The 14,098-nt window shown below is 73.2% G+C and carries 14 protein-coding genes; 5 read left to right on the forward strand and 9 right to left on the reverse strand.

What is annotated here, in order from left to right; all coding sequences use genetic code 11:
- Positions 1-45: 45 nt before the first annotated feature.
- Entirely contained in the window at positions 46-354 is a 309-nt protein-coding gene (locus Dfulv_RS28135) for a hypothetical protein (RefSeq protein ID WP_259856519.1), read from the reverse strand.
- Positions 355-512: 158 nt separating this feature from the next.
- The gene (locus Dfulv_RS28140; RefSeq protein ID WP_259856520.1) at positions 513-1,247 is read right to left on the reverse strand and encodes an alpha/beta hydrolase; all 735 of its coding nucleotides are present in this window, start codon (positions 1,245-1,247) and stop codon (positions 513-515) included.
- A 150-nt stretch (positions 1,248-1,397) separates the two neighbouring features.
- Here Dfulv_RS28140 and Dfulv_RS28145 point away from each other — a divergent pair, with 150 nt between their 5' ends.
- Entirely contained in the window at positions 1,398-3,410 is a 2,013-nt protein-coding gene (locus Dfulv_RS28145) for a bifunctional copper resistance protein CopD/cytochrome c oxidase assembly protein (protein WP_259856522.1), read from the forward strand.
- A gap of 47 nt (positions 3,411-3,457) precedes the next feature.
- Here the strand turns inward: Dfulv_RS28145 and Dfulv_RS28150 are convergent, their stop codons facing one another.
- Positions 3,458-4,033 (reverse strand): copper resistance CopC family protein, encoded by a 576-nt coding sequence (locus tag Dfulv_RS28150; RefSeq protein WP_259856523.1) that lies wholly within the window; start codon positions 4,031-4,033, stop codon positions 3,458-3,460.
- Between the two features lie 101 nt (positions 4,034-4,134).
- Positions 4,135-4,896: a class I SAM-dependent methyltransferase gene (locus Dfulv_RS28155; protein ID WP_259856524.1), complete on the reverse strand. Its 762-nt coding sequence runs from the start codon at positions 4,894-4,896 to the stop codon at positions 4,135-4,137.
- A 217-nt stretch (positions 4,897-5,113) separates the two neighbouring features.
- On the opposite strand from Dfulv_RS28155, the gene Dfulv_RS28160 reads away from it, so the two are divergent.
- Entirely contained in the window at positions 5,114-6,589 is a 1,476-nt protein-coding gene (locus Dfulv_RS28160) for an MFS transporter (RefSeq protein WP_259856525.1), read from the forward strand.
- Positions 6,590-6,625: 36 nt separating this feature from the next.
- Here Dfulv_RS28160 and Dfulv_RS28165 read toward each other — a convergent pair whose 3' ends face one another.
- The gene (locus Dfulv_RS28165; protein WP_259856526.1) at positions 6,626-7,282 is read right to left on the reverse strand and encodes a DUF2267 domain-containing protein; all 657 of its coding nucleotides are present in this window, start codon (positions 7,280-7,282) and stop codon (positions 6,626-6,628) included.
- Between the two features lie 131 nt (positions 7,283-7,413).
- Positions 7,414-7,878 (reverse strand): GyrI-like domain-containing protein, encoded by a 465-nt coding sequence (locus Dfulv_RS28170; protein ID WP_259856527.1) that lies wholly within the window; start codon positions 7,876-7,878, stop codon positions 7,414-7,416.
- A gap of 37 nt (positions 7,879-7,915) precedes the next feature.
- Between Dfulv_RS28170 and Dfulv_RS28175 the strand changes: the two genes are divergently transcribed.
- Positions 7,916-8,356 carry a CBS domain-containing protein gene (locus Dfulv_RS28175; protein ID WP_259856528.1) on the forward strand — a complete coding sequence of 147 codons (441 nt, stop codon included), beginning with the start codon at positions 7,916-7,918 and terminating at the stop codon, positions 8,354-8,356.
- Here the strand turns inward: Dfulv_RS28175 and pflA are convergent.
- The 3 genes from pflA to Dfulv_RS28190 form a co-directional block, all read right to left on the reverse strand.
- Positions 8,350-9,174 carry a pyruvate formate-lyase-activating protein gene (gene pflA, locus Dfulv_RS28180; RefSeq protein WP_259856529.1) on the reverse strand — a complete coding sequence of 275 codons (825 nt, stop codon included), beginning with the start codon at positions 9,172-9,174 and terminating at the stop codon, positions 8,350-8,352. The genes Dfulv_RS28175 and pflA overlap by 7 nt on opposite strands.
- Complete coding sequence (gene pflB, locus Dfulv_RS28185; protein ID WP_259856531.1) at positions 9,171-11,429, reverse strand: formate C-acetyltransferase; 2,259 nt, start codon at positions 11,427-11,429, stop codon at positions 9,171-9,173. The genes pflA and pflB overlap by 4 nt, the downstream gene beginning before the upstream one ends.
- Positions 11,430-11,614: 185 nt before the next feature.
- On the reverse strand, positions 11,615-11,926 hold the full coding sequence (locus Dfulv_RS28190) for a DUF1801 domain-containing protein (RefSeq protein WP_259856533.1): 312 nt from the start codon (positions 11,924-11,926) through the stop codon (positions 11,615-11,617).
- Between the two features lie 325 nt (positions 11,927-12,251).
- On the opposite strand from Dfulv_RS28190, the gene Dfulv_RS28195 reads away from it, so the two are divergent.
- Positions 12,252-12,674, forward strand: coding sequence for a hypothetical protein (locus tag Dfulv_RS28195; RefSeq protein ID WP_259856535.1), 423 nt, complete (start codon positions 12,252-12,254; stop codon positions 12,672-12,674).
- The gene (locus Dfulv_RS28200) at positions 12,671-14,047 is read left to right on the forward strand and encodes a hypothetical protein (RefSeq protein WP_259856537.1); all 1,377 of its coding nucleotides are present in this window, start codon (positions 12,671-12,673) and stop codon (positions 14,045-14,047) included. The genes Dfulv_RS28195 and Dfulv_RS28200 overlap by 4 nt, the downstream gene beginning before the upstream one ends.
- Positions 14,048-14,098: the final 51 nt, after the last annotated feature.

Raw genomic sequence — 14,098 nt, forward strand, 5'->3', positions numbered from 1 at the left:
GTTCGACGGGCCGCCGGCCGGTGCCCGGCCACGCCGATCCTGTGGTCAGCGGTCGGGCGGGGCGATCAGCGGATGCCGGAGGTCGTCGTGCAGGGCGAGGTCGGCCATGTCGCGCCGGTAGTCCTCGGCCGACAGGTAACCGGAGAGCAGCCAGGTGGTGAGCACGGCCTCGACGCGTTCACCGTCGGGGTCGGCGTCGCCGACGACCGCGAGCACGGCCCACCGGGCCTCCGGCGGCGTCTCCTCCGACACTGACTCGACCAGGTCCCGTCGCCGGCACCTGCCACACCATGCGCCGATCGACGACACGGCCGCCACCGCCGCCAGCACGATCAACAAGACGATGAACGCCATGTCCCATCACCTCGCCGGCATCAGGACCCAACCTCAACTCTGGCCCGTCCGAGGCCCGGGGGCAAGGGCTGACGGTGCGGCCGCTCACGGGCTCGGCACTTCACCGGCCAGCGTGTCGAGCACGCCGGTCATCCGCAGCACCCGCTCGACCATCGGATTCAGGTGTGCGCCGACGCCCCGGCGGCGATCGCCAGCCAGGCCACGGCACGGGCCACCACCTCGGTCGGGACCTCGTGGCCGCCGTCGAACTCCTCGTAGGTGACCTGGTAGCCGAGCGCCCGCAAGCGGGGCACGAGTTGCCGGCTGCACGTGTCGATCCCCAGCACCGGGTCCTGCGTCCCGTGCGCCACGAACACGTACGGGTGCCCGTGCGTCACCAGCGGTGCGGCGAACCCGGGCGAGAACGCCGCCACGGCGTCGAACAGGTCACCGTTGGTGAGCCCGAGCGACAGCGCGTACGAGGCGCCGTCCGAGAAGCCGCCGATCGCCATGCCTTCGATCGGGAACTCGTCGAGGATCTCCTCCAGCACCCGGTCGATCCGGCGGACGTCGGTGCCGTACCCCTCGATCATCAGATCCCAGCTCGCCGCGGTCGACTGCGGCGCCACGAGGAGCAGCTGGAGTTCGTCGGCGACCGGCAGCATGAGCTCCAGGCCCTGCCGCGCCGAGCCACCCGCCCCGTGCAGGAGCACCACGAGGCGGTACGGGCGGCCGCCCACCGGCGCCGGCACGTACGCCAGCGCGAGCAGTTCCCCGGTCCGGTCGTCGAGGCGGAGCAGCCCTGTCGCGTACGAGATCACCACCGGCCGGTACTGGCGGACCGTCAACCGTCCGTGCCGGGCGTTCTCCTCCGGCCGGACGTGCGGTTGCCCGGGTTCGCTCGTGATCGGCACGGTCCGTTCCTCGGTCGCCGGCAGACTGCGGGTCCGATCGCGACTACCCGTCCTGCGATCTCTCAATCCCGAAGCCGCGGGAACTCCGCAGGCCCGGCGAACGACCATCCGACCGATGTTGACGACACTGTGTTCCGTACTGGCAACCCGATGACCGCGCGACGGCTGGCCGCCGGCGCATGTGCCGGCGCGGCGCTGCTCCTCACGCTCGTGGTCGCGTTGCGGTGGGGCGGCGGGATCACCGGGCGGATCGCCGGGCTGCCGGATCCCGGGGCCTGGACGACGTGGGGCCTGCCCGTGACCCGGGCGGCGGTGAACGTCGGCGCCGTGCTGACCGTCGGCTGGTGCGTGACGGCGGCGTTCCTCCTGCCCGGCACGGACCCCGGCGCCGGCGGCACGGGCCGGCACGGTCAGGGACAGCTGCTCGGACCGGCCGGGTACCGGCTGCTGCGGCGCGCGTCGTGGTGGGCGGCCGGCTGGGCCGTGGCGAGCCTGGCGATGCTGCCGCTGACGCTGTCGGACCTGCTCGGCCGGCCGGTGTCGACGGTCACGTTCCACGCGGTGCGCAGCCTCGCGTGGTCGGTGGCACAGGGCCAGTCGGCCCTCGTCCAGGCCGTGCTGGCCGCCGTGGTGGCGGTGGCCTGCCGGATCGTGCTGACCCGCAGCGGTGCGGGTGTGGTCGCCGTCCTGGCGTGTGTCGCCACGCTGCCGCCTGCGTTGACCGGGCACGCGGCGGGGGCCGGCAACCATCAGCTGGCGGTGACCAGCCTCGCGGCGCACATCCTCGGGGCGGCGCTGTGGGTCGGCGGGCTGGCGGCGCTGCTGACGCTGCGCTCGGACCGGGTCCTGGGCGTCGCCGCGCACGCCTACAGCCGGCTCGCGCTGGGCTGCTGGGCGGTCGTCGCGGTGAGCGGGGTGGCGAACGCCGCCGTACGGCTCGGTGGGATCGACGAGCTGTGGCAGTCGCGGTACGGGCTGCTGGTGCTCGGCAAGGCACTGGCGCTCACGGCCGTCGGGGTCGTCGGCGCCGTCCATCGCGTCCGCACCCTGCCGGTGCTGCGCGCCGGCACACCGGGGGCGTTTCGTCGCCTGGCGATCGGCGAGGTGCTGGTCTTCGCCGCGACGCTCGGCCTGGCGGTGGCGCTGTCGCGCACGCCGACGCCGGTGCCGACCGAGCCGGCCGTGACCGACCCGGTCACCGACCTGCTCGGTTTCCCCGCGCCGGCCCCGCTGAGCGCGGTGCGGGTGTTCTGGCCGCCGCTGGTCGACGCGTACTTCCTGGCCGCCGTCGTGATCGGCACGGCCGCGTACGTGGCCGGGGTTCGGCGGCTGCGGCGCGACGGTCACCCGTGGCCGGTGAGCCGGACGGCGAGCTGGCTGGCGGGGATGCTGCTGCTGGCCCTGTTCACGGTCGGCGGCCTGGCCCGGTACGCCTATGTGCTGTTCTCCGCCCACATGGCCCAGCACATGGTGCTCGGCATGGTCGTGCCGATCCTGCTGGTCGGCGGCGCCCCGATCACCCTCGCGCTCCGCACGCTCCGCAAGCCGGCCGACCCGGGGGTGCGGGGCGCACGGGACTGGCTGTTGCTCGTCCTGCGCAGCCGGTTCGTGCGGCTGGTGTCACACCCGCTGGTCGCGCTCGGGGTCTACGTGGTGAGCCTGTACATCCTGTACTTCAGCAACCTGCTGAGCTTCCTCATGCGGTACCACCTCGGCCACCTCTGGATGCTGACGCACTTCGTGCTGGCGGGATTCCTGTTCTACTGGGTGCTCATCGGCGTCGATCCGGGCAGGCGGGTCGTGGCGCCGCCGCTGCTGGTGCTGCTGCACTTCGCCGGGATGGTGTTCCACGCGTTCCTCGGCGTCGCGCTCATGCAGTCGCGCGCCGTGATCGCCGCCGACTGGTACGGCAGGGTCCATCCCGCCTGGGCCGACAGCCTCCTCGCCGACCAGCATCTCGGTGCCGGGCTGGCGTGGGGCTTCGGCGAGATTCCCGCCGCGGTCATCCTGATCGTGCTCGTGGTGCGCTGGATCCGCGCCGACGAGCGCGAGCAGCGGCGGATCGACCGGGCCGCGGCCCGCGCCGAGGCGACGGGCGAGGAGGACGACCTGGCACGGTACAACGCGTTCCTGCGCCGTGTCGCGGAGGCCGAGCGCCGCTGATCACTACCCTCGGGTGCCAGACTCCGACTGGTGCCCGCCGGCTGAGCTCAGCCGCTCGTGGCGCGGCGGCGCCAGAACACCCCACCGGCCAGGATCAGCAGCACGGCGACGGCCCCGGCCGCGGCCCAGCCGAGCCGGCCGGGCCCGGGGTCCTCGGTGACCGGTTGCACGGCCGCCGAGGAGGACGACACCGCCGCCGCGGACGGGGCCGCCGCGGACGACGGCGCCGCCGCGGACGACGGCGCCGCCGCGGCATTGGTGAACGTGAACTGCCCCTCGATCGGGTGGCCGTCCACGGAGACCGTGCGCCAGGCGACCTTCACGGCACCGGGCGGCAACGGCCGGACCGCCTGGGTCAGGGTCGTGCCGACCGACCGGGGCGTGCCCTCGGCGTAGGGCGCACCGTCGGCACCGGTCACGACGACGGTGCTGAACTGCTGTTTGACCGGCTCGTTGAAGGTCAGCGCCACCGCCGTGACCGGGGCCGTCACGGTCGCACCGCCGGCCGGGTCGGTCCTGAGCAGCGTGGCGTGCGCCGACGCCGGCCGCGCGGGCAGCAGCACCACGAGCAGCACCGCGGCAGCCGCGGCCAGCACCGCTCGGACGGTCACGGGCGGTCGCATGGGATGCATCCTCTTCTCCCCGGCTCTCCCACGGCGGGACCGGACAACTGAGGTAGTCGCCCCGGCCCCGGCCGTGGTTCCCGGGGGATGCGGAGGAACGCTCAGCGCACGCCGGCCACCGCGGCGTCGGCGCCGCCCCGCCAGAGCACGCCGGCCTCGGCGTATCCGGCGGCACGCAGCGCCTCCAGGTGCCAGGAGACCGGCGGGAGGTGCTCGGCGGCGTGCCCGCCCGCGTAGATCTCGTTGCGCCGGGCGACGAGCGGCGCGAGCTCCGGCACGGCGGCGAGGTGGCTCCACCAGTCCGTCCAGGACATCACGGCCCCGGCCGCATACCGGGCGTCCCGGCGGGTCTCGGCGGCGGCCAGCAGCTGCTTGGTGAGCGTGGGCAGGCCCTCGTCGACCATGTGGTCGGCGTTGGCGAACAGCCCGCCGGGGCGCAGGAGGTCGCGGATCTCGCCGTAGAGGACGGCGGTCCGCTCGCCGGGCAGCCAGTGCAGCGCGGTCGCGGTGAGCACCGCGTCGAAGTCGCGGTGCGGGAGCGCGGTGACCCAGTCGGGGCGGCGGAGGTCGGCCGTGACGACGGTCACCCGGTCGCCGAGGGTCGCCTCGGCGATGGCGAGCAGCACCGGGTCGAGGTCGACCAGGGTCACCTCCGCGCCGGGGAACCGCCGCAGCGCCCGGAGACTGATCGAGCCGGTGCCGCCGGCCAGGTCGAGCAGCCGGGGCGAACCGTTGCCGGTGACCGCCGTCACAGCGTCGAGCAGCGCCGCGAGGCGGTGCTCGCGGTCGGGCAGATACGCCTCCTGCTGCCGGTCCCAGCTCTCCTGCCACGCCGCCGGGTCGGCGATGCCGTAAGGACTCATAGCCTCTACGGTAGTTACTTAAGACATCGATGTCCAGTACTGCCGCCGGAGCGGCTCCGCCCGCGCGGAGGTCCTCACCCCTCGTTACCGGCTAGCCGGTATGCCAGATGTGGGACACCCCGTGCAGGCAAGGGCCGGTGGCGGCGATGCCCGCGTCCGGCCGGTCCGGCGAGACTGGTCAGCGTTCCCGCCTCCCGGAGAAGGGTCTTCCTCCGCCGTGAAAGCCCATCCCGTCGCCACGGAAACCATGGACTCGAACTCGCCCTGGGCCCCGCTGCGCAGCGGTACCTTCCGCACGCTGTGGCTGGCCATGTCCGCGGCGAACATCGGCACCGCGATGCAGGTGGTCGGCGCGCAATCGCTCATCATCGGCGGGCCGGGCCGGGCCGCGAACGCCGACATGCTCGTCACCCTGGTCCAGGCCGCCGCCATGCTGCCCGTCCTCCTGCTCGGCCTGCCGGCCGGTGTCCTGGCCGACCTCGTCGACCGGCGCCGGCTGCTCATCCGGGTACAGCTGGGCATCGCCGTCGTCTGCCTGCTCCTGGCCGGGCTGGCCCTCGCCGGTGAGCTGCAGTCGACGGCGCTGCTCGTCCTGCAGTGCGCCCTGGGCGCCGGCGCGGCGCTGACGATGCCCGCGTACGGGTCGCTGACCCCCGAACTGGTGCCGCGCCGCCATCTGCCGCAGGCGTCGGCACTCGCCGCGATCAGCGCCAATGTCGCGCGGGCCGCCGGTCCGGCCGCCGCCGGGCTGCTCATCGCGCAGATCGGAGCGTCGGCCGTGTTCGCGCTCCACGCGGTGACGGTGATCACGTTCGTCGCGGTGCTCATCGCGTGGCGTCCGGAGCGGTCCGCTGCGCCGCGCCGCGAGGAGTGCTTCGGTTCGGCGATGCGGGCCGGTTGGCAGTACGTGCGGCACACGCCCGTCGTCCGCCGCCTCCTCGTCCACGCGCTGCTGTTCCTCGTGCCCGGCTCGGCACTGCTGGCGCTGCTGCCCCTGCTGGCCGGCAGCCGCCTCGGGCTCGGCGTCGACGGATACGGCCTCCTGCTCGGCGCGGTCGGCGCCGGTGCGATCGCGGGCGCGTTCATCCAGCCGCGGCTGCGCGCCGTGCGGCCCAAGGACCGGATCGCCATCTCCGCCGCCACGTATCTGGTGGCCCTCGTGGTCGTCGCGGTGAGCCGGGATCCGATCACTGTCGCCGCCGTGCTCGTCGCGGCCGGCGCGGCCTGGGTGATCGCCCTCACCTACACCAACGCCGCGATCGAGAGCGTCCTGCCGAGCTGGGTGCGGGCCCGGGGCCTTGCGGTGTACCAGGTCGTGCTGTTCGGCGGCCAGGGGCTGGGCACGGTCGGCTGGGGCTACTGCGCCCACAGCTTCGGCCTGCGCGGGGCGTTGCTGCTCGCCGCGACCGGGCTCGGCATCGGTGTCGCGGCCGGTCGGTGCTGGCCGGTGCCGGACGTCAGCCGGCTGGGCCGCCGCCCGGCGCCGCTGCGACCCGGGCCGCGCGTGGTCCGCGAAGCCGGGCCGATTCTCGTCGGCACCAACACCGCCCCCTGGGGCGAACTCGTGCGGCACCGCCGCAACGGCCGGCCGGCGGACCGGGCGTCGCGCCGCACGGACGGCCTGCTGCGCTCACCCGGCGGCCGACCCAGGTCGAGCGGTACGTCGCCGGTGCGGAACTGGTGCCCGGCATGAACCGGGCGTCCGGCGGCCCTTCCCCGGAGCCGGTCGTCACCGGCCCGACCGGACACCGGCGGCGACGAGGATCTCGTCGGCGAGCCGAGCGGCCCGGGTCACCTGGTCGGAGTCGATCCCGGCGCCCGGGCGCCGGCCGTCGTCCAGGCCGTGGGCCAGGGCACGCACCGCAGCGGTGAGATCGCTGACCTGGGCCTCGAGCCGGGCCACACGATCCCGGCCGGGCGGGCCCGAGGCCTCGGCCGCGGCGGCGCCCGGCCGGGCCAGGGCGGTGCCGGTGAGCACGGACCGCAGGTCGGCGGGTAGCTCCGCCAGGGTCTCCGAAAGCTGCCCGGGCGACATGTGCCCGCCGATCACCTCGGTGATCGTGGACGCGGCCTCCGACACCTCGGTCCGCCGGATGCCGGCCTCCATGGCGAAGCGCCGGGCGTATTCGTCGACGCCGTACTTGACCGGCACCCTGCTGGGCTCCCAGCCGTCGTAATAGATGCCGCGCAGCAACTCGGGCAGCTGCGCCCCGAACTTGACGGCCGCGTCGACGGTGAGCCGGTCGCGCAGCGAATGCAACCACGCCCGCAGGGCACGCTGGGCGAAACGCCGGTCGCCGGTGTCGAATGCGCTGCCGATGTCGGCGAGCCAGATGTTGGCGGTGTGGAGCGCATGGTTGAAGGCGTCTCCTCCGGCTGGCGACATGGTCGTCTCCTTCCGCGAGCTCTTGCTGCCACCCTCCCCCATCAACCGTTCATCGGAACGCTGCCGCACGCCAACGGGCATGCGGATGAGACGGCCACCGGGCACGGCGAGGGGGCAGCAGCCCACCCGGCTCAGCGCCAGCGGTACGGCAGGAACACGTCGACGGTGCCGCGCCCCGAGCCTTCCTCCGGCCCGTCCGTCCAGTACTCCCACAGCGGACCGGCCGCCCGGAAACCCCGCGACCACAGCCAGTCGTCCAGCGCCTGCCACGCGTCCACGGTCTCGGCCGGCCGCTCGACGTGGATCGCGATGACGGCCGGCCCGCCGGGCAGCCCGGACGCGACGACGTCGCCGTTGTCCTCGATCGGCTCCGACACCAGGTATCCGGCATCAACGCCGATCCCGTCCTCCTCGGGCGTGTATCGCACGAACGGCGGCCCGACCGGCTCGACGTGCTGGCGGGCGAGCTCATGCCGGACCCGGCGCAACGCGCCTGGCAGCCAACTCGCGATCTGAGCGGCGGGCAGGCACGCCCGCACCACCGCCGACGGCCGGGAATCCAGGTCCGCCGCACGCAGCTGGTACACCTCAGTCACCTCCGGTCAAGGGTAGACCTGGAAGGGGGTGGGTCCGATGAGCCAGCTTGCCGTCCGTGACGTCATGACCCCGGCGGTCCTCGTGGTGACGCCCGACTGCCGGTACGAGCAGATCGTCGGCGTCCTCACGGGCTACGGGGTGAGCGGCCTGCCGGTGGTCGACGGAAGCGACCACGTGCTCGGCGTCGTCTCCGAGGCGGACGTCCTGCGCCCGCACGGCGGCGCGACCGCCCGCGAACTGATGACCAGCCCGGCGGTGACCGTCGACGCCGCCGCCCCGGTCGACTGCGCCGCCGAGCTCATGGCACGCCACCGGATCAGGCGGCTGCCGGTGACCGGCGCGACCGGCCGGCTCGTCGGCATCGTCACACGCCGGGATCTGCTGTGCCGCGCCGGGCGCACCGATGCGACGCTCCGCCGCACCCTTGTCCCCGAGGTCCTCGTTCAGCATTACCGGCCCGAGGGCACCGATCAGTAGACCGTCAGGCCGTGCGCGGCGAACCGGGCGCGGACCTGCTCGATCAGGTCACGGTCGGGTGGTGCGGTGTCCCGGAGCCGGAACGGGATGCCGAGCCGGTCGTACTTGGCCGTGCCCAGCCGGTGGAACGGCAGCACGTCGACCCGTTCGACGTTGCCGAGCCCGGCGGCGAAGCCGGCCACGCCGTCGACCTCGGCGGGGTCGTCGGTGAGGCCGGGCACCAGCACGTACCGGATCCAGACCGGTGTCCTCCGGGCGGCGAGGCGGCGCGCGAAACGGAGCGTCGGGCCGACCACGCCGCCGGTGAGCCTGTGGTAGCGGTCCGGGTCCCAGGCCTTGATGTCGAGCAGCACCAGGTCGGTCACCGCGAGCAGGGCGTCGGTGGCGCGTGCGCCGAGCGCGCCGGACGTGTCGAGGGCGGTGTGCAGCCCGAGCTCCCGGGCCCCGGTGAACAGGGCCGTGGTGAACGCCGCCTGCAGGAGGGGTTCACCGCCGCTGACGGTCAGGCCGCCGCCGGCGGTGCGGACGAAGGCGACGAAGTCGGCGGCTCTGTCGATGACCGCCCCGGCGGTGGTCCGGGTGCCGTCGCGCATGCGCCAGGTGTCCGGGTTCTGGCAGTACAGGCAGCGCAGCGGGCAGCCGGCGAGGAACGCGACGAAACGGGTGCCCGGCCCGTCGACGCCGGTGGAGACGTCCCACGAGTGCAGCCGTCCCGGGACCGGGCGCCACCACGCTGGGGAGTCGACGGTGGCGTCCGGCCGGGCGATCCCGCCGCCGGGGGCGGCGGGCGGGACGATCAGCGGCTCCGGAACACTCATGTCGAGCCGTGGAAGGTGCGGCCGATCACGTCGCGCTGCTGCTCCGGGCTCAGCCGGACGAAGTTCACCGCGTAGCCCGAGACGCGGATGGTCAGCTGCGGGTACCGCTCCGGGTGGGCCATCGCGTCGAGCAGCGTCTCGCGGTCGAGCACGTTGACGTTGAGGTGGAACCCGCCGGTGGCGGTGTAGGCGTCGAGGATGCCGACCAGGTTGGTGACCCGTTCGGCGTCACTGCGGCCGAGCCCGCCGGGGGTGACGGTGCTGGTGAGCGAGATCCCGTCCCGCGCCGACGCGAACGGCAGCTTCGCGACCGACAGCGCGGACGCCACCATGCCGTGCACGTCACGGCCGTTCATCGGGTTGGCGCCCGGCGCGAACGGCTCACCGGCCCGGCGCCCGTCCGGGGTGTTGCCGGTGTGCCGGCCGTACACCACGTTCGACGTGATCGTCAGCACCGACTGGGTGTGGATGGCGTCGCGGTAGGCCGGGTAGGCGCGGACCTTGTCCATGAAGGTCTCGACGATCCACACGGCGATCGCGTCGGCCCGGTCGTCGTTGTTGCCGTAGCTGGGGTAGTCCCCGTCGATGATGTAGTCGATGACCAGTCCGGTCTCGTCGCGGATCGGCTCGACGTGCGAGTACCGGATCGCGGCGAGGCTGTCGGCGGCGACGGAGAGCCCGGCGATGCCGCAGGCGAGGAAGCGGCGCACGGGGTGATCGTGCAGGGCCATCTCGATGCGCTCGTAGGCGTACTTGTCGTGCATGGTGTGGATGATGTTGAGCGCGTCGACGTACGTGCGGGCGAGCCAGTCCAACGTCCGGTCGAAGGCGGCGACCACCTCCGCGTAGTCGAGCACGTCGCCGGTGAGCGGCTCGGTGGCGGGCGCGACCTGCGCGCCGGTCATCTCGTCCCGGCCGCCGTTGATCGCGTAGAGCAACGCCTTCGCCAGGTTGACCCGGGCGCCGAAGAACTGCATGTCCTTGCCGACCCGCATGGGCGAGACGCAGCAGGCGATCGCGGTGTCGTCGTCGCCGTACTCGCGCAGCAGGTCGTCGTTCTCGTACTGGATCGCGCTCGTGTCCAGCGACACCTTCGCGCAGAAGCGCTTGAACCCCTCCGGCAGCGACGGCGACCAGAGCACGGTGAGGTTCGGCTCGGGCGCCGGGCCGAGGTTGTACAGCGTCTGCAGGTAGCGGAACGACGTGCGCGTCACCAGGGTGCGGCCGTCGACGGACATGCCGCCGATCGACTCGGTCACCCAGGTCGGGTCGCCGGAGAACAGCTGGTCGTACTCCGGGGTGCGCAGGAACCGGATGATGCGCAGCTTGATGACGAGGTCGTCGACGAGTTCCTGCGCCCCGGTCTCGGTCAGCGTGCCCTCGGCGAGGTCGCGTTCGAGGTACACGTCGAGGAAGGTCGAGGTGCGGCCGAGCGACATCGCCGCGCCGTTCTGCTCCTTCGCGGCGGCGAGGTAGGCGAAGTACAGCCACTGGATCGCCTCACGGGCGGTGCACGCCGGGCGCGAGATGTCGTGGCCGTAGCCGGCGGCCATCGTCTTGAGCTCCGCCAGCGCGCGCAGCTGCTCCGCGAGCTCCTCCCGGTCCCGGATCACGTCCGGCGTCGCGGCATGGCCGTCCAGCAGTGCCTTCTCCATACGTTTCGCCACGATGAGGAAGTCGACGCCGTACAGGGCCACGCGCCGGTAGTCGCCGATGATGCGACCCCGGCCGTACGCGTCCGGCAATCCGGTGATGATGCCGGCCCGGCGGGCAGCGAGGATCTGCGGGGTGTACGCGTCGAACACCGCGTCGTTGTGGGTCTTGCGGTACTTCGTGAAGATCTCCCTGATCGCGGGGTCGAGCTCGTAGCCGTAGGCGCGCAGCCCGTTCTCGACCATGCGCAGGCCGCCGAACGGCATGATCGCCCGCCGCAGCGGAGCGTCGGTCTGCAGGCCGACGATGAGCTCCCGGTCCCGGTCGATGTATCCCGGCGCGTGGGAGGTGATCGACGCCGGCGTGCGCGGGTCGACGTCGTGGACGCCACGCTCGCGCTCCTGCGGGAACATCGTGGTGATCCGGTCCCACACCTGCTTCGTCCGCTCGGTCGCGCCGGCGAGGAACGCGCCGTCGCTCTCATACGGGCGGGCGTTCGCGCGGATGAAGTCGGCGACGTCGATCCGGTCGCGCCAGCGCCCGCCCTGGAAGCCGCGCCAGGCGGCCAACTCGGTCGGCACGGCGGCGCTGGTGGCTGTCATCGGTACCCTCCTCGATGGTCGCTGCACCGACAGCCTCGCGCGCACGGAGAAGAGGCGGCAGGGCCGAAAGTCCCGCCGCCTCGTGACCATCGACCATGCTGAGGAAGCACCGGCCCGCGGCCGTCAACGCCACGGCGGCACGGTCAGTGGGCCGCCGCCGGTGAGCCGGTCGATCGTACGAGCGGCTACGCCCGGTCTCTGTCGGCTGCCTGCCGGATGTAGTCGCCGAGCGCGGCCCGCGGCACCTCCCGGGAGAGTTTGAGCTTGACGTGCCGGGTGTTCTTGCCGATGCCTTCGAGCAGCCCGTGCGGGTCGTCGAACTCGGCGCCGTGGGTGAACGCGAGGGTCAGGTGGGTCTTGCTGTGGCTCACGATGGCGAGGATCTCCTGCGACTTCCAGGCGGGCGAGCCGCGGCTGATCGTCTCGGCGGCTTGCGGTGCGTGCTCACGCATCAGCTCCCGAACGATCTCCAGGAGCTCGTCATGTTGCTCGGTCATGCGTCCTCCGCTTCGCTCCGGCCGCCTGACCTTCAGGCTGAGCCCACGATGACCGGCCCCTCCGCTTCGCTCCGTTCCGGTCATGCACCGAGCGTGCGGCGGCGGCCTTACGAAAAACTTACGGCCCGGGCCGTTCGCGGGTGACGAGAAACACCGTGCGGGTGAGCGGGACAGGGTGACGCCGGCAAGGAGGACGGGTGCAGGTCAGGGTGGTCCTCCGGCGGCACGGGCGCGGGGTTGCGGCGACCGGCGCGGCGGTCGGAAGATTGTCCCTCACGGGGGCGCCCGCCGCCGTGAGGAAGCAGCCATACGGGGGTGGCGGCTGATGCCGCAGATAGCGCGTTGGCGCGGCGTTGCGGCGTCGCGCTGGTTCCGATGGGTCTCCCGGTTGATGATCGCGGCGGTCTGCGGTGTCGCCGCCCTCAACGGCGTCATGCCCGCGCTGAAGGCGGCATACCAGGGCCAGCGGGCCTTGAGGGACGTCGATCCCGCCCAGGCGGACGTGGACCGGCAGGTCGAACAGACCGCCTACCTCGTCCGCGAGGTGGATCGGCTGGTCCCGGCCGGCACGCGGGTGGAGATCAAGCAGCCGGAGGGCGTCGACTTCGTCTGGTGGATGCGCCTGTTCGAGGCCTCCGCGCTCAACGGGCTCACCGTCGCCGACCCCGGTGACGTGCGGCTGTCGTGCGTTCCCGACGCCGCGGCGCCGTACGGTATCCGGCTGGACATCCTGGCGGTGCGCGCATGACAACCGTCCTCGCCGCGCTCGCGCTGCTGGTCGTCGCGGGTCTGCCGCTCGCCTACGCGTTCACCCGCAGCTGGCCGCTCTCGCTCGTGCTCTCGCCGCTCACCGGCGCGGTGACCGTCACCGCGGCCGTCCTGCCGATGCTGTGGATCGGCGGCGCGCTGTGGGCCTACCTTCCGATGGCCTTCGTCGGCACCGTGCTGCTCGCGTGGCATCTCCGGCGGCGGCCGCCGGTGCCGCACGGCTCGTGGCTGTCGGCCGCGATCCTGACCGTGCCGCTGCTGTTTCCCTTCCTGACCGCCTTCCGCGCGCCGAACGACTGGGACGCCCACGCGATCTGGTGGCTGCACGCCGGCATGCTCCTCGAGGGCGCCGACTACACCCGGGAGGTGATGGGCAACCCGGCGATGGTGTTCACGCATCCGGACTACCCGCCCCTGAACTCCTCCGCCGTCGCGCTGGCCTGGGGCGTGCTCGACACACGTGACTTCTTCGCCGCACAGTTCGTCTCCAGTGCGGTGACCGGCGCGTCGATCGCCATGCTCGGCTACGCCGTGCGCGTCGTCACCGCGGCGGCGCCGCCGCTGCTGTCGTGGTCGGGCTCGATCGCGGCCGGCCTGTCGTTGTGGTTCCCGACGTACACGGCGCCGGCGGCGGGGCTCAGCGACGCCATGTGCGCCGCGGCGTTCACCGCCGGCGCGGTGCTGCTGCTGTTCGCCCGGGACCCGTTCGACACCCGGGTCCTGCCGATCACGCTGTTGCTGCTCGGCTGTGCGCCGCTCATGAAGAACGAGGGCGTGAGCCTGGTCGGCGTGCTCGCCGTGGTGGCCACCGTCAGGCATCGGCGGGCCTGGCGCCGCGCCGCCTGGAGCTGGCTGCCGTTCGGCGTCGGCGTCGTGTGGTCGCTGACCGCCCGGGCGTTCGGCGCGAAGACCGACGTGCTGTCCTCCGGCAGGTTCGGCCAGCTCCTCCAGGGCGATCCGGAGATCCGGCACCGGTTCAGCCCCATCGGCACCACCTTGTGGGGCATCGCGGACAGCGTCGTGCTCTTCGCGGCCGGCGGCGCGCTGCTCGGCGTGCTGCTGCTCCGCAAGCGGCGGCGGGCGCTCGGCCTCGGCGCGGATCCCTGGCTGTGGCTCGTGATCGGCGGCTACTCGGCGTTCCTGACGCTGATCTACCTGGTGACGCCCTACGACGTCGGCTGGCACCTGGCCACCTCGGCGGACCGGGTGCTGATCCCGGTGGCGGCCATGGCCTGCACGAGCGCGGTCTGCTGGATCATCGTCGCCCTGTCACCGACACCGCGGCCCGGCCCGTCACCCGGGTCCGTCGCGGCGGACGCGCCGCAACTGGTGCACGCCACCGCACATCCGTGACGGCCCGCGCCGTGGTCAGTCCCGGCCACGCCGGCGGAGAACCTCGAGCGC

The organism is Dactylosporangium fulvum (assembly GCF_025137375.1).
GTDB classification, from domain to species: domain Bacteria; phylum Actinomycetota; class Actinomycetes; order Mycobacteriales; family Micromonosporaceae; genus Dactylosporangium; species Dactylosporangium fulvum.

Excerpts from the sequence above, each read along its gene's own strand:
- Dfulv_RS28150 (WP_259856523.1), bottom strand. The coding sequence starts at position 4,033 with ATGCGACCGCCCGTGACCGTCCGAGCGGTGCTGGCCGCGGCTGCCGCG.
- Dfulv_RS28135 (WP_259856519.1), bottom strand. The coding sequence starts at position 354 with ATGGCGTTCATCGTCTTGTTGATCGTGCTGGCGGCGGTGGCGGCCGTG.
- Dfulv_RS28165 (WP_259856526.1), bottom strand. The coding sequence starts at position 7,282 with ATGTCGCCAGCCGGAGGAGACGCCTTCAACCATGCGCTCCACACCGCC.
- Dfulv_RS28175 (WP_259856528.1), top strand. The coding sequence starts at position 7,916 with ATGAGCCAGCTTGCCGTCCGTGACGTCATGACCCCGGCGGTCCTCGTG.
- pflA (WP_259856529.1), bottom strand. The coding sequence starts at position 9,174 with ATGAGTGTTCCGGAGCCGCTGATCGTCCCGCCCGCCGCCCCCGGCGGC.
- pflB (WP_259856531.1), bottom strand. The coding sequence starts at position 11,429 with ATGACAGCCACCAGCGCCGCCGTGCCGACCGAGTTGGCCGCCTGGCGC.
- Dfulv_RS28200 (WP_259856537.1), top strand. The coding sequence starts at position 12,671 with ATGACAACCGTCCTCGCCGCGCTCGCGCTGCTGGTCGTCGCGGGTCTG.
- Dfulv_RS28195 (WP_259856535.1), top strand. The coding sequence starts at position 12,252 with ATGCCGCAGATAGCGCGTTGGCGCGGCGTTGCGGCGTCGCGCTGGTTC.
- Dfulv_RS28155 (WP_259856524.1), bottom strand. The coding sequence starts at position 4,896 with ATGAGTCCTTACGGCATCGCCGACCCGGCGGCGTGGCAGGAGAGCTGG.
- Dfulv_RS28145 (WP_259856522.1), top strand. The coding sequence starts at position 1,398 with ATGACCGCGCGACGGCTGGCCGCCGGCGCATGTGCCGGCGCGGCGCTG.
- Dfulv_RS28190 (WP_259856533.1), bottom strand. The coding sequence starts at position 11,926 with ATGACCGAGCAACATGACGAGCTCCTGGAGATCGTTCGGGAGCTGATG.